Origin of the sequence: Streptomyces sp. NPDC008079 (genome assembly GCF_042957385.1) — a bacterium.
Lineage (GTDB): Bacteria > Actinomycetota > Actinomycetes > Streptomycetales > Streptomycetaceae > Actinacidiphila.
Genome location: NZ_JBIBIC010000014.1, coordinates 47639 through 71702, shown reverse-complemented (window position 1 = coordinate 71702; position 24064 = coordinate 47639). Strand labels below are relative to the sequence as shown.

Annotated in this window: 21 protein-coding genes; 11 read left to right on the top strand and 10 right to left on the bottom strand. The window is 72.8% G+C overall.

The features are described from left to right. Positions 1-60 precede the first annotated feature (60 nt). Positions 61-987, top strand: a complete 927-nt coding sequence (locus ACFZAM_RS25930) for a teichoic acid biosynthesis protein C (RefSeq protein WP_391049661.1) — start codon at positions 61-63, stop codon at positions 985-987. Positions 988-1061: 74 nt separating this feature from the next. On the opposite strand, the gene ACFZAM_RS25925 is transcribed toward ACFZAM_RS25930, so the two are convergent. Next, complete coding sequence (locus tag ACFZAM_RS25925) at positions 1062-2738, bottom strand: beta-1,3-glucanase family protein (protein ID WP_391049659.1); 1677 nt, start codon at positions 2736-2738, stop codon at positions 1062-1064. A gap of 152 nt (positions 2739-2890) precedes the next feature. Next, entirely contained in the window at positions 2891-4282 is a 1392-nt protein-coding gene (locus ACFZAM_RS25920) for a ricin-type beta-trefoil lectin domain protein (protein ID WP_391049657.1), read from the bottom strand. Between the two features lie 532 nt (positions 4283-4814). Between ACFZAM_RS25920 and ACFZAM_RS25915 the strand changes: the two genes are divergently transcribed. Next, positions 4815-5780: an endonuclease/exonuclease/phosphatase family protein gene (locus ACFZAM_RS25915; protein ID WP_391049655.1), complete on the top strand. Its 966-nt coding sequence runs from the start codon at positions 4815-4817 to the stop codon at positions 5778-5780. 102 nt (positions 5781-5882) lie between these two features. On the opposite strand, the gene ACFZAM_RS25910 is transcribed toward ACFZAM_RS25915, so the two are convergent. From ACFZAM_RS25910 to ACFZAM_RS25885, 6 genes are all read right to left on the bottom strand, one after another. Then, on the bottom strand, positions 5883-6641 hold the full coding sequence (locus tag ACFZAM_RS25910; protein WP_391049653.1) for a hypothetical protein: 759 nt from the start codon (positions 6639-6641) through the stop codon (positions 5883-5885). A gap of 248 nt (positions 6642-6889) precedes the next feature. Beyond that, positions 6890-7675, bottom strand: coding sequence for a hypothetical protein (locus tag ACFZAM_RS25905; protein ID WP_391049651.1), 786 nt, complete (start codon positions 7673-7675; stop codon positions 6890-6892). Between the two features lie 270 nt (positions 7676-7945). Continuing rightward, positions 7946-8401: a TerB family tellurite resistance protein gene (locus ACFZAM_RS25900; protein ID WP_355342211.1), complete on the bottom strand. Its 456-nt coding sequence runs from the start codon at positions 8399-8401 to the stop codon at positions 7946-7948. A 149-nt stretch (positions 8402-8550) separates the two neighbouring features. Next, positions 8551-9543 (bottom strand): zinc-binding dehydrogenase, encoded by a 993-nt coding sequence (locus ACFZAM_RS25895; RefSeq protein ID WP_391049650.1) that lies wholly within the window; start codon positions 9541-9543, stop codon positions 8551-8553. A 148-nt stretch (positions 9544-9691) separates the two neighbouring features. Next, a complete protein-coding gene (locus tag ACFZAM_RS25890) occupies positions 9692-10180 on the bottom strand; it encodes a hypothetical protein (RefSeq protein WP_391049648.1) in 489 nt (162 codons plus the stop codon). A 207-nt stretch (positions 10181-10387) separates the two neighbouring features. Continuing rightward, positions 10388-10963: a TerD family protein gene (locus ACFZAM_RS25885; RefSeq protein WP_355342220.1), complete on the bottom strand. Its 576-nt coding sequence runs from the start codon at positions 10961-10963 to the stop codon at positions 10388-10390. Between the two features lie 177 nt (positions 10964-11140). On the opposite strand from ACFZAM_RS25885, the gene arfB reads away from it, so the two are divergent. Next, entirely contained in the window at positions 11141-11578 is a 438-nt protein-coding gene (gene arfB, locus ACFZAM_RS25880; RefSeq protein ID WP_355342223.1) for an alternative ribosome rescue aminoacyl-tRNA hydrolase ArfB, read from the top strand. A 70-nt stretch (positions 11579-11648) separates the two neighbouring features. Here the strand turns inward: arfB and ACFZAM_RS25875 are convergent, their stop codons facing one another. Beyond that, positions 11649-12167 (bottom strand): flavin reductase family protein, encoded by a 519-nt coding sequence (locus ACFZAM_RS25875; protein WP_355342226.1) that lies wholly within the window; start codon positions 12165-12167, stop codon positions 11649-11651. 288 nt (positions 12168-12455) lie between these two features. On the opposite strand from ACFZAM_RS25875, the gene cdgB reads away from it, so the two are divergent. The 4 genes from cdgB (at position 12456) to ACFZAM_RS25855 (ending at position 17513) form a co-directional block, all read left to right on the top strand. Further along, the gene (gene cdgB / locus ACFZAM_RS25870; RefSeq protein ID WP_355342229.1) at positions 12456-14120 is read left to right on the top strand and encodes a diguanylate cyclase CdgB; all 1665 of its coding nucleotides are present in this window, start codon (positions 12456-12458) and stop codon (positions 14118-14120) included. Positions 14121-14457: 337 nt separating this feature from the next. Beyond that, positions 14458-15657, top strand: a complete 1200-nt coding sequence (locus tag ACFZAM_RS25865; protein ID WP_391049646.1) for a histidine kinase — start codon at positions 14458-14460, stop codon at positions 15655-15657. Positions 15658-15732: 75 nt separating this feature from the next. Then, positions 15733-16422, top strand: coding sequence for a response regulator transcription factor (locus ACFZAM_RS25860; protein ID WP_355342358.1), 690 nt, complete (start codon positions 15733-15735; stop codon positions 16420-16422). 113 nt (positions 16423-16535) lie between these two features. Then, positions 16536-17513, top strand: coding sequence for a zinc-binding dehydrogenase (locus ACFZAM_RS25855; protein ID WP_391049645.1), 978 nt, complete (start codon positions 16536-16538; stop codon positions 17511-17513). 16 nt (positions 17514-17529) lie between these two features. On the opposite strand, the gene ACFZAM_RS25850 is transcribed toward ACFZAM_RS25855, so the two are convergent. Further along, positions 17530-18675 (bottom strand): beta-eliminating lyase-related protein, encoded by a 1146-nt coding sequence (locus ACFZAM_RS25850; protein WP_391049644.1) that lies wholly within the window; start codon positions 18673-18675, stop codon positions 17530-17532. A gap of 763 nt (positions 18676-19438) precedes the next feature. On the opposite strand from ACFZAM_RS25850, the gene ACFZAM_RS25845 reads away from it, so the two are divergent. Genes ACFZAM_RS25845 through nadC form a run of 4 tightly spaced genes read left to right on the top strand, consistent with a single transcriptional unit; the run spans position 19439 to position 24064 of the window. After that, positions 19439-20335, top strand: coding sequence for a DUF2520 domain-containing protein (locus tag ACFZAM_RS25845; protein ID WP_355342364.1), 897 nt, complete (start codon positions 19439-19441; stop codon positions 20333-20335). A gap of 50 nt (positions 20336-20385) precedes the next feature. Continuing rightward, positions 20386-21165 carry a pantoate--beta-alanine ligase gene (gene panC / locus ACFZAM_RS25840; RefSeq protein WP_391049788.1) on the top strand — a complete coding sequence of 260 codons (780 nt, stop codon included), beginning with the start codon at positions 20386-20388 and terminating at the stop codon, positions 21163-21165. Further along, the gene (locus tag ACFZAM_RS25835) at positions 21162-23009 is read left to right on the top strand and encodes an L-aspartate oxidase (RefSeq protein ID WP_391049642.1); all 1848 of its coding nucleotides are present in this window, start codon (positions 21162-21164) and stop codon (positions 23007-23009) included. Before panC ends, ACFZAM_RS25835 begins: the two co-directional genes overlap by 4 nt. Further along, positions 23006-24064: a carboxylating nicotinate-nucleotide diphosphorylase gene (gene nadC, locus ACFZAM_RS25830; protein WP_355342244.1), complete on the top strand. Its 1059-nt coding sequence runs from the start codon at positions 23006-23008 to the stop codon at positions 24062-24064. Before ACFZAM_RS25835 ends, nadC begins: the two co-directional genes overlap by 4 nt.

Below are 24064 nucleotides of genomic sequence, written 5' to 3'. Positions count from 1 at the left end.
CAGGGTGGCGCAATGTCGAAATCACTGTCGCGATCCCTCTCGCGCCGCACGGCGTTAAAAGTGGCCGGTACCGGCCTGCTCGGAGTCGGCGCGGGCGTCGCGCTGAGCGAGTCACTGGCATCGGCCGACGTCCCGGCCTCCCAACGGTTCGACCTGTCGCAACCGTCGTACGAGCGGTTCCGCGGGGTGTCGCTGCACGAGACGCACCACGCGATGCAGGGCATGGCCTACGACAACGTCAACCGGCGTCTGTACATTGCGCAGATCCAGAACGGCAGCGACGGCGACGACCTGTGCGTCAACCAGTTGAGCATCAGCGGCGAGCTGACCGGCCACATGCACGTCAGCAACGCGGGGCACGGTGTGTCGATCGGGGTGGAGCCGGTCGGCACCGCGTCCTACATCTGGATGGAGTGCGACTCCGACCAGCACAGTGACGCCGGTCGCGGCACGGCGCTCGCCCGCTTCAAATTCGTCAACGGCGGTACCCCGTCGTCGGTGAAGAAGTTCCTCACCGGCAGCAAGACGATCTCCTGCGCCACCGACCCGGTCAACAAACGGCTGTTGGTCCGCCGCAGCGAGAGCGGCGGCATGCACTACAGCCTGTTCTCGCTCGCCGACGCCGCCGCGGGCAAGTTCTCCAGCCCGCTGGCGCACTTCGCCCAACCCACCCTCGGCAACGGCTCCGTGACCTTCCAGGGCTACACGTTCCTCGACAACTACCTCTACACGCTGGACGGCACAGGGCACGAGGACCCCGCCGACATCAACTCCTACGTGACGGCCACCGACATGAACACCGGCAAGGTCGTCCAGCGCTCCTTCACCGCGGCAGGCAAGACCCTCTTCTACCGCGAGCCCGAGGGGATGATGGTCTACCGGACCGTCAACGACAACCCGCGCCTGTGCTTCGGCTTCGCCTCCCGCCCCTCCATGACGAGCTCCACCCGCTACGCGAGCGTCTACTACAAGGACGTCCTGATCTGACGTTCCCCACCCGCTGGGGCCGGGCCGCACATCGCGCGGCCCGGACCCGGCGGAGGCTGAGGGACGGACCCGGATCAGTGGGTGAAGGTGAACCAGTTGATGTTGAGGAAGTCGGCGGAGGAGCCGGACGAGAAGACGAGACAGACGTCGTGGGTGCCGGTGACGGAGGCGGTGACGTTGGCGGGGACGGTCTGCCAGTTCTGCCAGCCGCCGTTGTTGCCGAAGTCGATCTCGGCGATCTTGGTCCCGGTGGTGCTGCCGAGACGGACCTGGAGGGCGCCGCTGACGCCGGGGTCGGCGCCGGAGGCGAGGCGGGCGGTGAACTGCAGGGGCGAGGACGAACCGAAGTCGAGGGCCGCGTACTTGAGCCAGTCGCCGTTGGAGATGTAGCCGACGTCCTGGCCGCCGCCGGAGTCGGTGCACGCCTCGGTCTGGGTGCCGCTCTGGGCGCTGTAGGACTCCGCCTGGACGGTCGAGTAGGCGCCCGTGCCGCCACCGCCGGGCGGCGGGGTGGTGCCGGAGCCCGCGCCGGGACCGAGCGAGACCGTCCAGGAGGTCGGCGCGCCGTCCTGGATGTGACCGTCGACGGGAGCGGCGCCGGTGGGACCGACGTCGTCGTACGGGAAGGCGTATCCGACGTTGGCGTACTTGTGGACGAGCCGCGCGTAGTGGTTGGTCGTCGCGTCCGTGTAGTACGCGGAGGGCGCGACGCCGTCGGGCTGGTTGTTGCCGCCGCCGACCAGCAGCGAGCTGCGGTTGAGGGCGGCGGCCAGCCGGGCGGCGACCGCGCCGCGGGCGTCGCCGCCGGAGTTGTAGAGCGGGCCGCTGGCGCAGCCGAAGATGTCGACGGCGCTGGGCTTGGTGAACGGCACGCCGTTGGTGTTCAGACCCGAGAAGACCAGGGTGTTGCCGGAGACGGTGCCCGAGTACGAGCCGATGCCGCCCTGCCCGTTGATGGTCAGCGTGTGCGACTGGTAGTAACTCCACACGCTGTTCAGGTAGTTGTTCCAGTACCCGCCGAAGTCGGTCGGCGAGTGCGAGGGCGCCAGGATGCGCAGCGCGGCGCCCGAGGAGTCGGTGGCGACCAGCTTGTCCCACGGCGCCCCGTCGGCGGCGTGCTGCGCCTGGAGCCCGGAGGCGATGGAGGCCAGCGCGCCCGAGGGCAGCGGGCTGACCGACTGCGAACCGCCGCTGCCGGTCGTCGCCATGGAGACGGGCAGCGCCACCATGTCGACGTAGCTGATGTTCGCGTACAGGTTGGCGCTGTTGTACGTGAACTCGCAGAAGGTCCAGTTGGTCAGCCAGTTGGGGTCGCTGCTGGTGAAACCGGGCTGTACGAGACCGGGTACGCCGCCGTTGCCGCCGGGCGGGTTGACGTAGAACTGGATCTTCTTGCCGACCGAGAACCAGACCCGGCCGCCGATCACGTAGTCCTGGAGCGTGAAGGTGGTGGCCGCCGAGCCCGAGGCGCCCAACTGGAGGGAGAAGTCGGCGATCGGGGTCAGGACGGACGAGGGGCTGGGCAGCCGCTGGAAGCGCCCGGACGAGGTGACGAAGCCGGGCCAGCCGGAGCTGTCGGAGCCGCTGATGTAGGCGTAGACGGTGCCGTTGCCCGAGTTGTTCTTCAGCGAGACGGGCAGTGACGGACCGGCCGCCGCGGCCCGCGACGTCAGGCCGCGCGCCCACAGCGGGGAACTCGCGGCGGCGGCGCCCGCGCCGACCGCGGTGACGAAGGATCGTCTGGAGACCACGTACTCCTCCTTGGAGGTGGCAGGCGGGCCGTCGCCGTCGGTGCGTCGGGGCGGCGGCTCGCGTGGGGGGACTGCCTGGAAGAACGTCAGGACCTGGGGCCTGGAGTGCCGTAGGCCGTCGGGGCCTCAGGTCGTCAAGAGCTGAAATACCGTCAGGACGGCAGGTGCCAGGCCTGGTTGGCCCCGCCCGTGCAGTCCCAGATCTCCACCTGGGTGCCCGCGGTGGTCGACCAACCGGTGTCGTCCAGGCACCTGTTGGACTGCGGGTTGTACAACGACCCGTTGGACTGCGGTATCCACACCTGCGAACCGGTGTTGTTGCAGTCGTAGAGATCGACCAGCGTCCCGTTGGCCGTGCCGCCGCCGTTGACGTCGAGGCACTTGCCCAGGACGTGCAGGGTGCTGCCCGCCTCCACGACGGTCCACTGCTGCGCGGCCGTGCCGTTGCACGTGTAGACCTGAACGGGGTTGTAGTTGGCGGTACTCGACGCGCGGTCGTCCAGGCACAGGCCGCCGTAGCCGGTGATGGCCTTGCCGCCGGACGGCGGCGGGGTCGTACCGCCGCCGGTCGTCGTGTACGCGGCCACGTATCCGACGCTCATCGTCCCGCCGGACGTCGTCGCCGAACTCGGCGAGGTGCAGCCGCAGACGCCGTTGGGGAAACCGCCGCCCATCGCGAGGTCGAAGATGATGTTCAGGTTGTGGTCGTACGCCGCCTGCCAGGTGGCCGCGCCGACCTGGCCCTCGCTGACGCTGAAGTACGAGGCGCCGTCGAGGTAGAAGGTGATCGACTCGTTGGACGTGTTCGTCCGGTCGAGGATCATCGAGTACGTGTGGAAGCCGCTCTGGCAGCCGGAACACGCGCGCAGGCCGCTGCCGATGCCGTTGCCCTCGTTGCAGACACCGCCGGGGTACGTGCCGCAGTGGATCGTGCCCGCCACCTGGGAGAGGGCGTTGACGTCCTCCATGATGTCGATCTCGCCGTTCTCGGGCCACTGGCCGGGGCCGAGCATCCAGAACGCGGGCCAGTAGCCGAGGCCGTTGGCCGGGCTGGGCTGCTGGATCGACGCCGTGACCTGCAACTTGCCGCCCGCCGGGGCGCCCGCGACCGCGGTGGGCGTGTGGATGCGGCCCGACGTCCAGTTGGTGCCGCTGCCGAGCGCGGTGATGTTGAGGTGACCGTTGCCGTCCAGGTGGACGTTGCTGGTCGAGTTGGTCATCGTCTCGATCTCGCCGGTCCCGAAGTTCGCACCGGGGCCGGTGTCGTACGTCCACTTCGACCCGTTCGGCGCGCTGCCCGCCGCGCCGGCGAAGTCGTCGCTGAAGACGGTGGTCCAGCCGGACGGCGCGCCCGGCACGGTGACCGCGTCCGCGGACGGGGTGCCGGCGGCGAACACGGCGAGCGCGCCGAGCGCTGTGGCGAGGGCGAGTTGACGCCAGGCGCGGAAGGCGCGGAAGGCGCGGAATGCGGCGGGTCCGGAGAAGGCGCGGGTGCGCGAGGCCGGCTGCGGGGATCTGCTGTGGGGGGATGAGCGGTGGGTCACGGAGAGCTCCTGACGGTCCGTCAATCGGCGGACGGGAAGAGTTGCCAGGGAACACGCGGAGGGGGGAGCGGTGCCGCGGATACGGCGGCGGATGCGGTGGTACGGCGGGGTGCGAGGGGTGCAACGGGCGCGGCGGTGGACCGGTCGCGGCGCGGAGGCGGGGCGTCCGGTGGTGTAGACAACTGAGCGAAGTTGATTGAACCCGTGTACATGCGCTGCCGTCAAGATGTGGTGAGAGCGCTCTCTGGGCTGCCGCCCGGGGGCGGGGGACCGAGGCCGGCTGCGGTGGCCGGAACGCTGCCCGCGGGGCGGCCCGGCGCCGGGCCGGGCCCCAACGGCCGTGGACGGGCGGGCTGTTGGCCTCCGGCGGGTCGGTGATCTCGCGGGAGTCCGCGCACCGGGGGGCGGCCGACCCGCAGGGGGTTCACCGACGGCTCGGTCCGCGCCGGGCGGTTCGCGGCACCCGACTCGCGGATACGGCCCGCCCCGGTCGGGCGCTGCTGGTCACCGGGGGTGTGGCTATCGTCGGAGTGTGCGCTTTGTGACGTTTAACGTGCTGCATGGGCAGGCGATGACCGGGGGGCGGCCGGTGGCGTTCGGGGTGGGGGAGGCGGCGGGGGAGCCGTTGGGCGCGGCCGTGGCGGCGCTGGACGCCGACGTCGTGGCACTCCAGGAGGTCGACCGCGCCCAGGAACGGTCCGGGCGGATCGACCAGGCGCGGGTCGCGGGCGACGCGATGGGCGCCGCGCACTGGCGCTTCGCCTCCGCCGTCCACGGCCGGTCCGTCCCGGGCGAGGGATGGGTCCTGGACCCGAAAGCGCCGGACCTCCGGGTCTACGGTCCGCCGGGTGCGGGTGCGGGTGCGGGTGCGGGTGCGGGTGCGGGTGCGGGTGCGGGTGCGGGCACGGATACGGGCACGGATACGGACGCGGGCGCGGGCGCGGCTGGCGGGGTGGAGGCGTACGGCGATGCGCCCGCGCACGGGGTCGCCCTGCTCACCCGGCTGCCGGTACGGCACTGGCGGGCCCGGCGGCTCGCACCCGCGCCCTTCGCGCTGCCGCTGCGGGTGGCCGGACGGCCGGGGCTCGTATGGGTACGGGACCAGCCGCGGGCCGTGCTGGCCGCCGTACTGGAGGGCAACGCCGGACCGTTCACGGCCGTCGCCCTGCACCTGTCCTTCGTGCCCGGCTGGAACGCCCGCCAACTCGCCGCCGTACGCCGCTGGATCGCCGACCTGCCACGCCCCTACCTGCTCCTGGGCGACTTCAACCTGACCGGCGCCGTACCGAGGACCGTCCTCGCCGCCACCGGCCGCGAGCGCTGGCACGACCTCGCCCGCACCCCCACCTACCCCGCCCACCGCCCCCTCGTCCAGTTCGACCACATCCTGGCCCACGGCGTCCCGCCCTCCTCGGTCCGGTCCGCCCTGACCTCGGCGACCGCCCCCCTGACCCCCCTCTCCGACCACCGCCCCCTGGTGGCGGACGTGCAGTGGTGACCCCCGCCCCCCTGAAGCGCCCCCGCCGTCCACCCGCGCGGCAACGGGCTGCCGTTCGTTACGGCTGAGGCGCGCTCGCGGCGGCGAGCCGTCCGCAGAACGTCAGCCGTCCATTTGGTGGAAGCGGGACTCGGCGAAGGTGAAGGCGGTGTCGCGGACGCCGAAGGGGTGCTGGAAGGCGTGGTTGAGCTGGGCGGTGAGGCAGATGGCGAAGGCGATGGCGGCGCCCACGAAACAGAGGGCCACGAGATGGCGGGCGGTGGCGGTGAGGCCGAGGACCGGGGGGAAGGCGATGAGGAAGCCGCCGGCGACCAGCATGGCGAGCCAGGTGATCCGGGGCATGCCCGCTTTGACCTCGGCGGCGCGGTCGGTGCGCGTTTCGTAGACCGTGGCCAGCGCCGTCGTGGCGGCGGACTTCGCCGTCTGGTGGCCGGGCGCGGCGGCGCCGATGGCCGCGCGCACCTGGTCGAGGGCATGCCATGCCTCGGGGCTGGTGTGTCCGTGGGCGAGTTCGGGGAACTCCACGGTCCTGACGTCGGAGGTGTACTGCCGCAGCAGCGCCCGCACCTTGACGCGGTCGGGGCTCGCGAGACCGCCCGCCGCCCAGTACGTGTCACCCAGCGCCCTGGCCTCGTCGTACGTACGGGACCGCGCGGTGCTCAGCGCGGACCAGCTGCCGGCGACCTGGAAACCGGTCAGCAGGATGAAGGAACTGAGCAGGACACCGCCGATGAGCGACAGCGCCTGACCGTTGAACTCGACGCTCGCCAGCCGCTGTTCCTGGCCGAGGAAGTGGCCCAGCAGGACGGCGAAGGCGACACCGCCGAGGACGGACAGCAGCGAGACGACGTACATGGACATACGACTCCTGGGGCTTCGGTACGGCGGTGCTCAGGTCTCAGGTGGTTCGGTGCGCGCGGGTGCGCGCCTGCTCTGGACGAGGTGACCTCTGGGCGAGGCGACCTCTGGGCGACGTGACTTCTGGGCGAGGCGACCTCTGGGCGACGTGACTTCTGGGCGAGGCGACCTCTGGGCGACGTGACTTCTGGACGAGGTGACTTCTGGACGACGTGACCTCTGACGACGCGACCGCTCCGGACGACCCGAGGTCAGCGGCGACGTGCGACGAAGCGCGGCAGGGCCGCGAGGGCTGCGGGCAACAGGACGGCCAGCATCGACAGCAGCCACCAGCGCGACACGCTCTCGTCGGGGCCGGGCGACGGCGGCGGCTGCGCGTCGAAGGGCGGTTCGGCGCCCGTGCCGCGCGGCTTCGCGTCGTCGTCCCCGGCCGACGACGGTGTCGGTGACAAGGGCGCGGCCGGGCGTACGCCGGGCCGGGCGGCCGTACGGTGCCGGGCGGACGCGGCGTCGGCGGGCGCTGCGGACGGGGGAGGAACGGGCGCGGAGCCCGCGGGGGACGGTGTCGGGCGGCCCGCGCCATTCGTGGGCGGCGTCACGGGCGGCGGTACGGCTACGGGGCCCGAGGCCGTCGGGGCCGCGGTGGGGGTGCACGTGGGGGAGGGGGAGGAGGTGGGGGTCGGGGACGACGTCGGCGTGGGTGTCGGCGAGCCCCCGCCGGACGGCGCCCTGGGGCCGCAGGGTTCACCGACCTTCACGGTGAGGCGGCCCACCGGGAGCCGTAAGGAGACATCCAGATGCAGCAGTCGGCTGATGATCCTGCCGTTGACGCACACCGCCACGGTCACCGGCTGGTGCCCGCCGCTCCCGGCTTCCCCGCCGCTGCCGGTTTCCGTCGCGGCCGACGCCCGGCCCGCCCCGGCCACGACGCCTGCCAAGACAGCGACGGCGAAGACGGCGACGGCGACCGGTGTGACGGCTCGTACCGCCACGGCCGCCGCGCGGCACGCGGAGCCCTCCACCGGCACGGTCAGCACCTCGCTTCCCCAGGAGTCGCCCGGTGGCGCGCAGTGCTGTACCGGTTTCCGCTGGTATCAGCATGAAGATATGGGGACGCGGAGGGTCATGTCATTCGAACAGCCCAATATGGCCAAAAATGGGCACGCGGCATGTGCCGCCCGGCGGCGCGGCCGTCACCAGGCCGCGCACCGCCGGAGGCAGGGGCGCCGGATCACGAACTCGACCGGACCACGAACCCCGGTCGCGGAAGCCCCCGGTGACGGAGACCCCCGGTCACGCGGGGCCGGTCAGAGGTCGAACTCCGCCGGGTTGAGGCCCACCGCGAAGCACGCCTCGCGCACGACGGCCTGCTCGGTCTTGTCGAAGTCGCCGTCGGCGCCGCCGATGACGATGCCGATCTGGATGACGGCACGCGCCTCCGTCGGCTTCTTCTGCACCTTGGCGATCTCCTGGAGGATCGCCACCTTGCCGAGGGCGAAGTCGGCGGTGAGCTTGGTCAGGTAGTCCTCGAAACGGCGCTGGAGGTCGGGCGCCGGGAAATTCTGCAACACGTCGTTGCTCGCGATCAGCGACGCGACGCGCTGCCGCTCGGACGGGTCGACGGAGCCGTCGGCGGCGGCCACGAGCGCGCACATCGCCATGCTGGCATCGCGGAAGGCCCCGCTCTTCAGGTCGTTCTTCTTCGCGTTGAGCTGGGTCTGCATCGTCTTGGTGGAGTCTTTCAAGCGGTCCCACAGGGCCATGAGCGGGTCTCTCCTCGGGCGGGGTTCGGTACGTGGTCCGTACGCGATCTGAGAACTCTCGGGGAGCGTAAAGGAGTTCCCAAGCCGGAAAGACGGCACCCGGCGAGCGCGTGTGCGGGCCGTACGCCGTCCCCCGCCCGAGGGCCCGGCTACGGGATCAGGACGACCTTGCCCATCGTCGCCCGCGACTCCAGCGCCCGGTGCGCCCCGGCGGCGTCCGCGAGCGGGAAACGCTGTACGGCGGGCCGCAGCCGGCCGTCGGCGGCGGCCTCCAACGCCTCGGTCTCCAGCGCGCGCATCCCTTCCGGGGTGCCGGTGAACTTCTGGAGGGCCGGGCCCACGACGACCCGCGAGGTGATGCCGCGCTCGGCGAGTTCGCTGTCGGCGAAACGCAGCGGTTCGCCCGAGGACCAGCCGTAGACGAGGTGCCGGCCGCCGGGCGCCAGCAGGCCGACCGCGGCGCGCGCGAGGCCGCCGCCCACGGAGTCGAGGACGACGGTCGCGCCCGCGCCCCCGAGGAAGGCCCGCACCTCCCGCGTCCATTCCGGCCGCCCGTAGTCGACGGCGAGGCCCGCGCCCAGCGAGCGGACCCGTTCGGTCTTCTCCGCGCCGCCCGCCGCGCCGACGACGGTCGCGCCGAGCTGCCGCGCGTACTGCACCACCAGCGTCCCGATGCCGCCCGCGGCGGCCAGCACCACCACGGTGTCGGCCGCCCGCAGTTCCGCCAGCCGCAGGATGCCCACCGTCGTACGGCCCGTGCCGATCATCGCGACGGCCGCGGCGGCGTCCAGGCCGTCGGGGAGCGCGTGCAGCCGGGCGGCGTCGGTGACCGCGGCCCCCGCGTACCCGCCGGGCACCATGCCCAGGTGCGCGACGACGCGGCGGCCGAGCCACGCCGGGTCGGTGCCGTCCCCGAGCGCGTCCACGGTGCCCGCCACCTCCCGGCCCGGAATCGTCGGCAGTTCGGGCGCGGGCATCGGGCCGCCCTCGTACTTCCCGGCCCGCAGTGTGGTGTCCACCAGGTGCACTCCGGCCGCCTCGACCGCGATCCGCACCTGTCCCGCGCCCGGCACGGGGTCCGGCGCCTCCTCGTACCGCAGATTCTCCGGAGGGCCGAAGGCGTGCAGTCGTACGGCGTGCATGGCGGGTCTCCTGTCGGGGTACGGGCGCGGCGCGTGCGGACCCCAGCCAACAACGTCAAGCGGACTTGAGGTCAAGCGGCGCCCTCACTTCCGTGACCGCCTCACACCATCCGCTTCACGCCCGTCCCGCACCCGCCTTACACCCGCCTCACACTCGCGGGAAACGGCTCAGCAGATCCCAGATCACCGGATTTCCGTCCAGGCCCTCGTGCATATCCGTGAGGTCGGCCACCACATCGTGCAGGAAATCCCGTGCCTCCCGCCGTAGTTCCGCGTGGTGCAAGGACAACGGCGGCTCGTCCTCGACCCAGTCGGCCGTCACGTCCACATAGCCGAAACGCCGTACGAACCTCAGCCGGTCCGCCGACTCCGTGAAGTCGAACTCCGCATATTGCGGCCGCGCCGCCCTGCTCCCCGCCGGGTCCCGGTCCAGTTCCTCCACGATGTCGCACAACGCCCAGGCGAAGTCCAGCACCGGCACCCATCCCCAGCCTGTGGACAACTCCCGCTCGCCCTCGGCCACATACACATCCCCGCAGAACAGATCGTGCCGCAGGGTCCGCACATCCGCCGTCCGGTAATCCATCTGCGGCGGGTCGGGAAAGCGGCGCGAAAGGGCGTATCCGAGGTCGATCACCCACCGATGGTGTCACCCGCGCGTGCGGGCCCGTACACCCGGACAGGCGGACAGGCGGACAGGCGGACAGGCGGACACCCGGACACCCGGACAGGCGGACAGGCGGACACGGAAGAACCTGCGCCCGGACACGCGAACGGCCCCCGGTCCCCGGAAGCGTCCGGGGCGGGGGCCGTGCGGTGGGCGGCTCTGACGGTGACCCGTGTGTTAGAGGGTCACACCGAAGTCGGTCGCGATGCCGACGAGGCCGGAGGCGTAACCCTGGCCGACGGCGCGGAACTTCCACTCGGCGCCGTTGCGGTACAGCTCGCCGAAGACCATGGCGGTCTCGGTGGCCGCGTCCTCGCTCAGGTCGTAGCGGGCGATCTCGGCGCCGCCGGCCTGGTTGACGATGCGGATGTACGCGTTGCGGACCTGGCCGAAGTTCTGGCTGCGGGCCTCGGCGTCGTAGATCGAGACGGGGAAGACGATCTTGTCGATGTCGGCGGGCAGGCCCGCGAGGTTGACGTTGATCGCCTCGTCGTCGCCGTCGCCCTCGCCGGTGCGGTTGTCGCCGGTGTGGACGATGGTCTGGTCCGGGGTCTGCTTGTTGTTGAAGAAGACGAAGTGGCCGTCGGAGTAGACCTTGCCGTCCACCTTCACGGCGATGGCGCTGGCGTCGAGGTCGAAGTCGGTGCCGGTGGTCGTCCGCACGTCCCAGCCGAGGCCGACAGTCACGGCCGTCAGGCCGGGCGCCTCTTTGGTCAGTGAGACGTTGCCGCCCTTGGACAGGCTTACAGCCATGAGGAGTCCCCTTTTGTGGTCTGTCATAGGTACTCCGACGAAACTACCGTCATTCCCCAGAACGCGGTCACAGGATCGTACGGTTCAGTAATCCTGCAACTGTGCTGTTGCGCCGCCGCCGAAACTGTTGCGCCGCTGTCGAAAACCCCGTGACGCGCGGGCCCCGGACGCGGGATCATGGGACACATGTCCGGGCCACTTCTCATTCGCGGTTCGGTCTCCGTGCCGGAGGCCGAGCTTCTGTGGCGTTTCTCGCGTTCCTCGGGGCCGGGCGGTCAGCATGTGAACACCTCCGACTCGCAAGTCGAGTTGCGCTTCGACCTCGCGCGGACGGAGTCGCTGCCGCCGGTGTGGAAGGAACGCGCGCTGGAACGGCTCGCGGGACGGCTGACCGGCGGCGTACTGACGGTCAAGGCGTCCGAGCACCGCTCGCAGTGGCGCAACAGGGAGACGGCGCTCACCCGTCTCGCCGCGCTGCTGGCGCAGGCCACGGCGCCGCCGCCCAAGGCGCGCCGCGCCACGAAGATCCCGCGTGGGATCAACGAGCGGCGGCTGCGCGTGAAGAAGCAGCGCAGTCAGACCAAGCGGGGCCGCAGCGGCGGCGGCTGGGACTGAGCGGACCGCCTCGGGGACCCGTATACCCGGGTATACGGCGCACAGCTCGGCGCAGGCGGGAGCCCACGGCTCAGCGCAGGTAGCGGTACCGGCCGCGGAAGTACGTCAGCGGCCCGCCGTCGGCGCTCGGCGTCCTGGCCGTCAGCACCCGCCCCACCACCAGGGTGTGGTCACCGGCGGGCACCCGCTGCTGCGTCTCGCACTCGAGTATCGCGAGCGCGCCGCCGAGCACGGGAGCGCCGGAGTGTTCGCCGCGGTAGTACGAGATGTCCTCGAAGAGCAGCCGGTCGCTGATCCGGCCGCGCATCGCGAAGCGGCCCGCGATGTGCCGCTGGCTCTCGCTGAGGACCGAGGCGGCCCAGCGCGGCTGCCGCTCCAGCAGGTCGTCCATCCGCGAGCCCTCGCGGACACTCACCATCACCAGCGGCGGTTCGAGCGAGACGGAGAGGAAGGCGGTGGCGGTCATGCCGACGTCCTCGCCGCGCGGCTCGTCCTCCGAGTCGTGTGCGGTGATGAGGACGACGCCCGCCGCCAGGCGGGACATCGCGGCGCGGAAGTCGTCGAGGTCGACGGTCTCGGATAGGCCCATGGTGGTCCCAGGATGCCGTCCGGGTGAAGGTTCAAGCACATCCATCACGTTACGGGGCGGTAGGAATCGCGCGCATCGGGCTCCGGTCGGAGGTGGGCCGTGGCCGGTCCTAGGACCAGGGCTCTACGTTGTGTGTTCAACCGCTTACATGATGATGTGACTTGAGTCACAAGGGCGAGGAATTGTTGACCCTGTGTACCTGGGGCACAGCTCGCTGTGATTCAGTGGCCCGTGTAATCCGTTGATTTGAAATTATCAGGAGTTGCTGTCGAGGGCGCGGAGAGAGGCATGGACACCGAGTCGGAGCCGTATGTCCGTCTCGCGACCCTGCGTCAGCTGCACCAGGTCGTCGCGGACCTCAACACGGCGCGGAGTCTCGCGGACACCCTTCAGGCCGTCGCGGAAGGCGTGGTCAAAGGGCTGAACTACGAGCTGGCCGCCGTCAATCTGGTACGCCCCGACGGCGATCTCATCGTGGCCGCCTTCGCGGGCAGCGCCGCGGCCGAGGCCCTCATGGCCGGACGCATCGGCTCGCGCACCTCCTGGGAGCGCCGCCTCACCATGGGCGAGCGCTGGGGCACCCTGCGCTTCATCCCGCACACCGAGGGCTGGGTCCTCATCGACGACGACGTGCCCCAGTGGCACACCGAGGGCCCGCTGCCCCGCTTCGCCGACGAATGGCACCCCGGCGACCGCCTCTACGCCCCCATGTACTCCTCGCAGACCGTCGGCAGCGAGCTGATCGGCGTCATATCCGTCGACAAGCCCACCAGCGGCAGGCACCCCGGCCCCTGGGGCTGCGAAGCCCTCCAGATGTACGCGTTCCAGGCCGGCATAGCCATCAGCAACGCCCGGCTGCGCGCCAACATGCAGCGCGCCCTCGTCCGGCTCGAACGCGACCAGCAGGCACTGCGCGCCAGCGAGGAGAGCTTCCGGCAGGCCTTCGAGTACGCCCCCAGCGGCATGGCCATCGCCGAGATGGGCGGCGACCAGCACGGCAAGCTGCTGCGCGCCAACGACGCCCTGTGCCGCCTCCTGGGCCGCTCCGCCTCCACCATGCGCCGCTACTCCTTCTCCGACCTCGTCCACCCCGAGGACGTCGGCCTGCTGCTGCGCACCTCCGCCGAGGGCGGCCGGGCCGAACTGCGGCTCGCGCGGCGCGACGGCAGCTACGTCTGGGCCTCGCTGCGCAATTCGGTCGTCGCCGACACCGCCGACGGGCCGCGCTTCCTGCTCACCCACGTCGAGGACATCGAGGAGCGCAAGGGCCGCGAGCTGCAACTCGCCCACCGCGCCAGCCACGACTCGCTCACCGGCCTGCCCAACAGCGCCGAACTGCGCGCCCGGCTCTCCGCCCGGCTCTGTTCGCGGCCCCAGGACCGCGACGCCCACGACCTCTCCGACGCCCTCGGCGTCCCCGGCGAAGGGCCCGACGAGTTCGCCTTCAGCTACGGCTACGGGCCCGAGGAGCTCGCCGCGCCCCTCGGCGCCCTCGGCTACGACTCGCACACCCACGTCACCGCGCCAGACGAGAGCGACCCCGAGAACGCGGGCAAGGGCCTCGCCGTCCTCTTCTGCGACCTCGACGGCTTCAAGTCCATCAACGACCGCTTCGGGCACCACACCGGTGACGCCGTCCTCATCGAGGTCGCCCGCCGCCTCACCGGCGCCGTCCGCGACGGCGACACCGTCGCCCGCCTCGGCGGCGACGAATTCGTCGTCCTCGCCGACGGGCTGGCGCCCGCCGACGCCGCCGACCTCTCCGTCCGCCTCCGCAACGCCATCATCCCGCCCATCCGCGTCGACGGGCGCGCCGTCCGCGTCGGCGCCAGCTTCGGCATCGGCTGGGCCGGGTGCGGGATGACCGCCGAGGAAGTCCTCCACTCGGCCGACCAGCGCATGTACGTCGAGAAACGCTCGCGCTCCCGCACGGGCCACCGCCGCGCCGGCTGACCCCTCCCCGCGCGGGTCGCGGCTCTTCGCGGCCCGGCCCCGGGCGGTTCCGTTGCGCCGGGGGAGGAACCGCGCGCTCAGCCACGGTGCTCCCGCAGGTCACCACCGGCCCCGGCGGGGCAGTCCGGTGGTCTGCGGACCACCGGCCGGCGGGGGCCGGCGGCGCGCTCTCCCCGCGCCCCGGACGGGGCGGGCCCTCCCGCGGAGAGGCGGGGCACGGGCGGCGGGACGTAGAGGTGAGTGGGGGAACCCGGCCCGGAGGGTCCACCTTGGGGAGTAGGGGAGATCGCTCCAGCGGCTGACCCCGGCACGGGTTCCGTTGCCTACGCTGGGTTATGTGCAGCGCATCTACGACTTTCTCCGCAGACACCCGACGTGGGTCGACGGCTTCTGGGCCCTCGTCCTGCTCGTGGTCTGCGCTGTGTGGGTGCTGGAAGTCCCCGACCTGAGGTTCCCCGAGCGGCTGCTGGCGGTGCCGCTGTCCGGCGCGCTGGCGGTCGTGGTGGCGCTGCGCCGCCGTGCGCCGGAGAAGATGCTGCTGCTGGCCATCGGGGTCGGCCTGACCCAGTTGGCGCTGGGCGTGCAGACCAATCCCGGCGACGCGGCGATGCTGGCGATCATCTACACGTGCGCGTCCAACGGCGAGCGCTGGTCGTCCCGGCTGGCCCTGCTGGCGGGCCTCGCGGCGGCGCCGCTGTCGATGCTGCGCTGGCCGCCGCACGACGAGTACTCGACGGTCTGGACGACGCTGCTCCAGACCTTCTTCCTGACGGTGATCTTCGCCCTGTCGTGGGTGGTCGGCGACCGCCTCCGTACCCGCCGCGCGTACTACGCGGAGCTGGAGGAGCGGGCGGCCCGGCTGCACCGGGAGCGCGAGGCGCAGTCCAAGGCGGCGGTGGCGGCCGAGCGGGCCCGTATCGCCCGCGAGCTGCACGACGTCGTGGCGCACAACGTCTCGGTGATGGTCGTCCAGGCGGACGGCGCCGCGTATGTGCTGGACGCCGCGCCCGACCAGGCCAAGCAGGCGCTGTCGACCATCTCCACCACCGGCAGACAGGCCCTCGCCGAGATGCGGCGGCTGCTCGGGCTGCTGCGCGCGGGCGACGACGCGGGCGGCGAGTACGTGCCGCAGCCCGGCGTCGACCAGCTCGCCGATCTGATCGACCAGGTGCGCGGCGCGGGCCTGCCGGTCAGATTCGAGGTCGCGGGCGACGCCAGACCGCTGTCCAGCGGCGTCGAGCTGACCGCGTACCGCATCGTGCAGGAGGCGCTGACGAACGTCCGCAAGCACGGCGGGGACGGCGCCAGCGCGAGCGTCATGCTGGGCTTCGGCGACGCGGCGCTCGACCTGCTGATCGAGGACGACGGGCGCGGCGCCCGGCACGAGCTGTACCAGCAGGGCGGCCGGGACGGCCTGGGCCAGGGCCTGATCGGCATGCGGGAGCGGATAGGCATGGTCGGCGGCACGCTGGACGCGGGTCCGCGCCCCGGCGGGGGCTTCCGGATCAGCGCGGTGCTGCCGCTGAGAACCGGTTAGCCGGACGACCACCACGGCCGGGACCGGCGAGGACCGGCGGCCGTGACCACGGAGAACAACCGAGAGGCAGGACACATGGCGATCCGCGTCATGCTCGTCGACGACCAGGTGCTGCTGCGCACCGGGTTCCGGATGGTGCTCGCCGCCCAGCCGGACATGGAGGTCGTGGCCGAGGCGGGCGACGGCGCCGAAGCGCTGGAGGTGCTGCGGCACACGCGGGTCGACGTCGTGCTGATGGACGTCCGCATGCCGCGGATGGACGGGGTCGAGGCGACCCGGCACATCTGCGGGGGCGACCGCGGCGAGGCAGTCCGCCGGGAGGGCGAGGGCCCGCGGGTCCTCATCCTGACCACCTTCGACCTGGACGAGTACGCCTTCGCCGCGCTCAAGGCGGGCGCCAGCGGCTTCATGCTCAAGGACGTGCCGCCGGACGAACTGCTCGGCGCGATCCGGGCCGTGCACAGCGGCGACGCCGTGGTGGCGCCCAGCACCACCCGGCGGCTGCTCGACCGCTTCACCCCGATGCTGCCGTCCGCGGCGGCCGAGGAGCACAAGGAGGTCGACAAGCTGACCGAGCGCGAGCGCGAGGTGCTGCTGCTGGTCGCCCAGGGCCTGTCCAACGGCGAGATCGCCCGCAAGCTGGTCCTGTCGGAGGCCACGGTCAAGACGCACGTCGGCCGCATCCTCACCAAGCTGGGCCTGCGCGACCGCGTCCAGGCCGTCGTCCTGGCCTACGAGACGGGCCTGGTGCGGGCCGGCGGCTGAGGCGGCCGGACCCCTGAAGCGGTTACCGGCGGTTCGCGGATACGGGTTCACGCCGGGCCGATCAGGGAAGGTCCGTACCGACCGGTAGGGATCACAGCACGGGGGAGTACGACATGCGCGCCATCGTTTTCGAGCAGTACGGAGGTCCCGAGGTGCTGCGCCTCGCGGACGTGCCGCGACCCTCGCCGGGCCCCGGCGAGGTCACCGTCGACGTCGCCTGGGCGGGCGTCAACTTCGCCGACGTCAAGGCCAGGGCCGAGGGCTACCGGGTGGAGGCGCTGCCCTTCCGGCCGGGCCTCGAGGTCTCGGGGCTGATCCGCGAGGTCGGCCCGGACGTCACCGACTTCACGCCCGGCCAGGAGGTCGCCGCCTTCCTCGACGGCGGCGGCTACGCCGAGACCGCGCTCTCGCCCGCCGCCACCGTCTTCGCCCTGCCCGCGGGGCTCGACCTGCGCACCGGCGCCACTCTCCCCAGCGTGCTGCCCACCGCGTACGCGCTGCTGCACGAGGTCGGGCGGCTGCGCGAGGGCGACACCGTGCTCGTCCAGGGCGCGGCGGGCGGCGTCGGCACGGTCGCGGGACAGCTCGCCCGGCTGGGCGGCGCGGCGGCCGTCTACGGCGTCGTCTCCAGCCTCGACAAGGCCGACCACGCGCTCAAGTCCGGTTACGACGAGGTCTTCACGGCCGCGACCTTCGACACCGACGTCCGGGCGGCGACCGGCGGGCGGGGCGTCGACATCGCCCTCGACCCGGTCGGCGGGGAGACCTTCCGCCGCACCCTCGGCACGCTCGGCCGCTTCGGCCGCCTCGTCTCCTTCGGCAACGCCGGTTCGGAGGAGCCCTGGCGGATCGGGCCCGCCGACACGTATCCGCTGGGGCTGTCCGTCTCGGGCTTCTCCGTCCTCGGCATGGCCGCGCAGGAGCCGCAGCGGCTGCGGCGGATCGCCGACGCCGCCTTCCGTACCGTCACCGATGGCGATGTGGAGCTGCCGGTGAGCGCCGAATTCCCGCTGGAGCGGGCGGCGGAGGCGCACCGGCTGCTGGAGTCGCGCAGGAGCACGGGGAAGCTGCTGCTGCGGGTGGGCGGCTGAGCGGGCGGCCTCGGTCCTACGGCCGGGGGAGGCGGCGCGCGAAGGCCGCCGCCGCCTCCCTGACGTCCTGCTCGGTCCATTCGAGCGCCGGGGCCGCGACCGTCACCTCCGTCATGGACAGGCCGGGCACGCCCGGCTCCGCGAAGACGGCGCGGCCGAAGAGGGAGATCCTGGTCTCCTCGGCCTGACGCAGTGACGCCTCACCCAGGACGTCGGCCGGATACGGCAGCCAGAGCTGGAACTGGTGGGTCTGCGGCTCTTCCGGGTGCACCCGCAGCCACGGCACGCCGCCCTCCGTCAGGCCCTCGCGCAGGGCCCGCGCGACCGGCTTGGCGTGCGCCACGAACGACGGGAGCCGCGGCAGTACGGTGTCGAGACCGGCCAGCGCCGCCAGCGCCGCGGGGAACTGCTGGAACAGCATGCCGCCGTACCGGTGCCGCCACGCCTTCGCCTCCGCGACGACGTCCGCGGAGGCGGCCAGGGCCGCGCCCGAGATGCCGTCCAGCGACTTGTAGAAGCTCACGTACACGCTGTCCGCGAGGGCCGCGATCTCCGGCAGCGGGCGGCCGAAGTGGGGTGTGCACTCCCACAGGCGGGCGCCGTCGAAGTGCACGACCGCGTCCCGGTCGCGGGCGGCGGCCACCGTCGCCGTCAGCTCGTCCCACGACGGCAGCACGAAACCGGCGTCCCGCAGCGGCAGTTCGAGCATCAGGGTGCCGAACGGCTCCTCGAAGTCGCGGATCTCTTCCGCGGTCGGCAGGCGGGGTTCCGTCGTCGGGTGGACGGTGCGCAGGCCGCTCACCGCGTGCAGCGCGCCGCGTTCGTGCACCTCCGGGTGCGCCATCGGGTGCAGCGCCACCGTCGCGTTGCCCGTGCGGCCCGCCCATGCCCGCAGGGCCACTTGCTGGGCCATCGTGCCCGTCGGGAAGAAGGCCGCGTCCTGCGTGCCGAGGATTTCCGCCACGCGGCGCTCCAGGGCGGCCACGACGCCGTCGCCGTAGATGTCCACCGGTTCCGTCACGTCGTACGCCGTCGCCGCCTCTTCGGCGAGCCGCGCCAGCCGTTCCCCAAGGGTTGCCTTGGGGCCGGACATCAGGACCCTTCCGTCGCACTTCGCGACTGCCGCCGCGACCTTCTCCCGCATCTCGCCGTCATCGCCCATCCCCCGATACTCCCTTCCAGGGCGGTCCCCCGCCACGCCTTATCGCCCCCCGCGCGGGTGCCCGCCCTCCCTCCTTTCCCCGCCCACCCGTGCGGGTGCTTTTTCGTCTGCGGGTGCCGCCTGTGCCTGGGTCGGTGCCGGTCCGGGGCACCTCCTCGGGCGACGAACGTGCCCGCACTTCGATGACGTCCAGCCCCTTTCCGTTCGTCCCCCTGCGGGGGCACCCCGGCCCGTCCCCTCCCTGTACGTCGGCGTCCGCCCGCCGATGGGGGTGGCCGGGGAAGGGGGGTCCTCCCGGCGAACCGCCCTGCGCCGGTGCGCCCTTCCGACAGACCTTTCGCCCCCCCCGGCTGGACGTCGGGTGACGCGGGACGGTTCGCCGAAAGACCCCCCTCCCCCCCGGCACCCCCACCGGACACGCGGACGCCGACGAGCGAGGAGGGGACGGGCCGGGGTGCCCCCGCAGAAATACGTTGACGGCCGGGTACCGGATTCGCGAAGGCCAGGTGGTACGGATTTCGAGGAGGTGCCCCGGCCCGGCACCGACCAGGCACAGGCGGCACCCGCAGACGACAAAGCACCCGCACGGGTGGGCGGGCGGGAAAGAAACAAGACAAAGAGACGCAGCGGTGTGCTGAAGCTCTCGCAGGGGGCACCCCGCACGGGCTGACCGCCCCGGAGGGGATTCGCGTAGGATTGACGAGAAGGCGTCCGGTACCCCGGTGAGGACTGGAACGGAAGGCTCGGAGCGCGCGTGGACGAGATGGGCAAGGCGGAGGGGCGGCCGGCGCGACTGGCCGTCGGGGTCGTGGGAGCCGGCAGGGTGGGTCCCGCACTGGCGGCGGCGCTGCGCATGGCGGGGCACCGCCCCGTGGCGGCGTCCGGCGTGTCCGAGGCGTCCAAGCGCCGCGCCGCGGCGCTGCTCCCCGGCGTCCCCCTGGTGGAACCGGCCGCGGTGTTCGAACGCGCCGACCTCGTACTGCTGACCGTCCCCGACGACGCCCTGCCCGACCTGGTCAAGGGCCTCGCGGAGACCGGCGCGGTGCGGCCCGGCCAGCTGCTGGTGCACACCTCGGGCCGGTACGGCACGTCCGTGCTCGACCCGGCGCTGCGCGCGGGCGCGCTGCCGCTCGCGCTGCACCCGGTGATGACCTTCTCCGGCACCCCGGTGGACGTGCAGCGCCTGGCGGGCTGCTCCTTCGGCGTGACCGCCCCCGGCGAGCTGCGGCTGGCCGCCGAGGCGCTCGTCATCGAGATGGGCGGCGAGCCCGAGTGGATCGAGGAGGCCGCCCGCCCGCTCTACCACGCGGCACTGGCCATCGGCGCGAACCACCTCGTCACCCTCGTGGCCCAGTCGATGGACCTGCTCAAGGCGTCGGGCGTCGCCGAGCCCGGCCGCATGCTCGGCCCGCTGCTGGGCGCCGCGCTCGACAACGCCCTGCGCTCCGGTGACGCCGCCCTGACCGGGCCGGTCGCCCGCGGCGACGCCGGCACCGTCACCGCGCACCTGGACGAACTGCGCGCGCACGCCCCCGAGACGGTGGCCTCGTACGTGGGAATGGCCCGCGCCACCGCGGACCGCGCTCTGGCCAACGGAATGCTGAAACCGGAGTTCGCGGAGGCGCTGCTCGGCGCCCTCGCCAATGGAGGGACCCCGTGACCGAGCTGGTGCACACCGCGGCGGAACTGCCCCCGGCCGCCGCCGTCGTCATGACGATGGGCGCGCTGCACGAGGGCCACGCCGCCCTGATCCGCGCGGCCCGCGCCTACGCGGGCGACGGCCTCGTCACCGTCACCGTCTTCGTCAACCCCCTCCAGTTCGGGCCGAACGAGGACCTCGACCGCTACCCCCGCACCCTCGAAGCCGACGTCGTGCTGGCGCAGAAGGCCGGCGCCGACCACGTCTTCGCGCCCGCCACCGACGAGGTCTACCCCGGCGGCCGACCGCAGGTCCGTATCACCGCGGGACCCATGGGCGAGCGGTACGAGGGCGCGTCCCGGCCCGGCCACTTCGACGGCATGCTGACCGTCGTCGCCAAGCTGCTGCACCTCACGCGGCCCGCCGCGGCCTTCTTCGGGCAGAAGGACGCCCAGCAGCTCGCCCTGATCCGCCGCATGGTCACCGACCTGAACTTCCCCGTCGAGATCGTCGCCGTACCGACCGTGCGCGAGCCGGACGGCCTGGCGCTGTCCAGCCGCAACCGCTACCTGTCGGAGCGGGACCGCGAGCACGCCCTGGCCCTGTCCCGCGCCCTGTTCGCGGGCCGGGACGCGGCCGGGGGCGGCCCGGACGCCGTACGACGGGCGGCAGGCCACGTCCTGGCCACGGCCGACGGCCTCGCCGTCGACTACCTGGCCCTCATCGACCCCGCCGACTTCACCGAAGCCGCGCCGGACCACGCGGGCCCCGCCGTCCTCGCCGTCGCCGCCAAGGCCGGCACCACCCGCCTGATCGACAACCTCCCGCTGGAGTTCGGAGCCGCCGAATGAACGGAACCAGAGCCACAAGCGTGAGTACCGGCATCCGCCTGTACGCCGCCGAGCCCGGCTGGACGCTGACCTCCGACGTGGTCGTGGTCGGCTCGGGCGTCGCGGGCCTCACCGTCGCCCTGCGCTGCGCCGCCGCGGGAGCGAAGGTCACCGTTGTGACCAAGGCGCACCTGGACGACGGCTCGACCCGCTGGGCGCAGGGCGGCATAGCCGCGGCCCTCGGCGAGGGCGACACCCCCGAGCAGCACCTGGCCGACACCCTCGTCGCGGGCGCGGGCGTCTGCGACGAGACGGCCGTCGCCACCCTGGTCACCGAGGGCCCCGCCGCGGTGCGCCGCCTCATCGCGACCGGCGCGCACTTCGACACCGACAAGACCAGCGGCGAGATCCTGCTGACCCGCGAGGGCGGCCACCACCGCCGCCGGATCGTCCACGCGGGCGGCGACGCGACCGGGGCCGAGGTCTCCCGCGCGCTGATCGAGGCGGTCCGCGAAGCCAATATCGACTTCGTCGAGAACGCGCTGGTCCTCGACCTGCTCACCGACGCCGAGGGCCGCACCGCGGGCGTCACCCTGCACGTGATGGGCGCCGGGCAGCGCGACGGCGTCGGAGCCGTACGCGCCCGCGCCGTCGTCCTGGCCACCGGCGGCATGGGCCAGGTGTTCTCGGCGACCACCAACCCGGCGGTGTCGACGGGCGACGGCGTGGCGCTGGCGCTGCGCGCGGGGGCCGAGGTCAGCGACCTGGAATTCGTCCAGTTCCACCCGACCGTGCTGTGGCTGGGCCCGGACGCCGAGGGCCAGCAGCCGCTGGTCTCGGAGGCGGTACGCGGCGAGGGCGCGCACCTGGTGGACGCCGACGGGGTCCGCTTCATGGTCGGCCAGCACGAACTGGCCGAGCTGGCCCCGCGCGACATCGTCGCCAAGGGCATCACGCGGCGGATGCAGGAGACCGGCGCCGAGCACATGTACCTCGACGCCCGGCACTTCGGCGCCACCATGTGGGAGGAGCGTTTCCCCACCATCCTGGCCGCCTGCCGCGCCCACGGCATCGACCCCGTCACCGAGCCGATCCCGGTCGCGCCCGCCGCGCACCACGCGTCCGGCGGCGTCCGTACCGACCTCCTCGGCCGTACGACCGTCCCCGGCCTGTACGCGTGCGGCGAGGTCGCCTGTACGGGCGTGCACGGCGCGAACCGGCTCGCGTCGAACTCGCTCCTCGAAGGGCTGGTCTTCGCCGAGCGGATCGCCGCCGACATCGTCGCCGACCCGACGGTGCCGGGCGAGCCCGTCATCCCGGAGCCCGCGCACACCCCGCTGCTGGCCTCCGAGGCGCGCTACGAGGTGCAGCGGATCATGTCGGCGGGCGCGGGCGTCCTGCGCAGCGCCGACAGCCTGGCCACCGCGGCGGGCGCGCTGGAACGGCTGCACACCGCGGCCGTCGAGGAGTACGACAGGGACGGCAAGACCGCCGAGCCGTGCGTCGAGACCTGGGAGGCGACCAATCTGGGCCTGGTCGCCCGGGTGCTGGTCGCCGCCGCCCGCCGCCGCGAGGAGACCCGCGGCTGCCACTGGCGCGAGGACCGTCCCGACCGCGACGACCGGGCGTGGCGCCGGCATCTCGTCGTACGCCTCACCCCGCACCGCACGCTCGCGGTGCACACCACCGAAGGCACGGACTTCCCGCCGACCGGCGGCGGCACGGGGGACACCCGGGGCGGCGCCCCCGGCGCCGCTCCGATCGTGGATGATGGGGCCGCCCCCAACGGCACCGCGCCGGACGCCGCGCCCAGTACCGCGAACCGTCCGCCGCACGCCGCTCGGAATCCGAAGGAGCCCTCGTGACCACCCCCGACCGTCCCCGGCCCGTCGCCCTCCCGCTGCCGCAGATCGGCCCGCCGAGCGAGGTGACCGGCGGCGGCTGCGGTGACGGCTGCGGCTGCGGCGCGGGCGAGGCGTACGACGACGCGTACGGCCTCGACCCGCTGGAGTGCGGCCTCGACCCCGACCTGGCGCAGCTCCTGATGGACGCGGGCCTTGACCCGGTGCAGGTCGAGGACATCGCGCACATGGCGATCGAGGAGGACCTGGACCAGGGCGTGGACGTCACGACCGTGGCGACCGTCCCCGAGGACGCCTTCTCCACCGGCGACTTCACCGCCCGCGAGGCGGGCACCGTGGCGGGCCTGCGGGTCACCGAGGCGGTGCTGTCGGTGGTGTGCACCGACGAATTCGAGGTCGAGCGGCACGTGGAGGACGGCGACCGGGTCGCGGCCGGGCAGAAGCTGCTCACCGTGCGCACCCGCACCCGCGACCTGCTGACCGCCGAGCGCAGCGCGCTCAATCTGCTGTGCAGGCTCTCGGGCATCGCCACCGCCACCCGCGAGTGGGCCGACGTGCTGGAGGGCACCTCCGCGAAGGTCCGCGACACCCGCAAGACGACACCGGGCCTGCGGGCGCTGGAGAAGTACGCGGTCCGCTGCGGCGGCGGCGTCAACCACCGGATGTCGCTGTCGGACGCGGCGCTGGTCAAGGACAACCACGTGGTCGCGGCGGGCGGCGTGGCGCAGGCGTTCAAGCTGGTCCGCGAGGAGTTCCCCGACCTGGCGGTCGAGGTCGAGGTCGACACGATGCACCAGGTGCGCGAGGTGCTGGACGCGGGCGCCGACCTGATCCTGCTGGACAACTTCACCCCGGCCGAGACCGCGGAGGCCGTCGCGCTGGTCGCGGGCCGCGCGGTGCTGGAGTCCTCGGGCCGCCTCACCCTGGACACCGCCCGTGCCTACGCGGAGACCGGCGTGGACTACCTGGCGGTCGGCGGCCTCACCCACTCCTCCCCGATCCTGGACATCGGCCTCGACCTGCGCGCGGACGCCGCGGGCCGGCGAGCGGAAGCGTAG

Bases quoted from the DNA above. Each gene is read 5' to 3' on its own strand.
- ACFZAM_RS25855 (WP_391049645.1), top strand. From the start codon at position 16,536: ATGCGCGCCATCGTTTTCGAGCAGTACGGAGGTCCCGAGGTGCTGCGC.
- ACFZAM_RS25910 (WP_391049653.1), bottom strand. From the start codon at position 6,641: ATGTCCATGTACGTCGTCTCGCTGCTGTCCGTCCTCGGCGGTGTCGCC.
- ACFZAM_RS25900 (WP_355342211.1), bottom strand. From the start codon at position 8,401: ATGGCCCTGTGGGACCGCTTGAAAGACTCCACCAAGACGATGCAGACC.
- ACFZAM_RS25885 (WP_355342220.1), bottom strand. From the start codon at position 10,963: ATGGCTGTAAGCCTGTCCAAGGGCGGCAACGTCTCACTGACCAAAGAG.
- ACFZAM_RS25860 (WP_355342358.1), top strand. From the start codon at position 15,733: ATGGCGATCCGCGTCATGCTCGTCGACGACCAGGTGCTGCTGCGCACC.
- ACFZAM_RS25895 (WP_391049650.1), bottom strand. From the start codon at position 9,543: ATGCACGCCGTACGACTGCACGCCTTCGGCCCTCCGGAGAATCTGCGG.
- ACFZAM_RS25845 (WP_355342364.1), top strand. From the start codon at position 19,439: ATGGGCAAGGCGGAGGGGCGGCCGGCGCGACTGGCCGTCGGGGTCGTG.
- cdgB (WP_355342229.1), top strand. From the start codon at position 12,456: ATGGACACCGAGTCGGAGCCGTATGTCCGTCTCGCGACCCTGCGTCAG.
- ACFZAM_RS25850 (WP_391049644.1), bottom strand. From the start codon at position 18,675: ATGGGCGATGACGGCGAGATGCGGGAGAAGGTCGCGGCGGCAGTCGCG.
- ACFZAM_RS25835 (WP_391049642.1), top strand. From the start codon at position 21,162: ATGAACGGAACCAGAGCCACAAGCGTGAGTACCGGCATCCGCCTGTAC.
- arfB (WP_355342223.1), top strand. From the start codon at position 11,141: ATGGGACACATGTCCGGGCCACTTCTCATTCGCGGTTCGGTCTCCGTG.
- panC (WP_391049788.1), top strand. From the start codon at position 20,386: ATGACGATGGGCGCGCTGCACGAGGGCCACGCCGCCCTGATCCGCGCG.
- ACFZAM_RS25875 (WP_355342226.1), bottom strand. From the start codon at position 12,167: ATGGGCCTATCCGAGACCGTCGACCTCGACGACTTCCGCGCCGCGATG.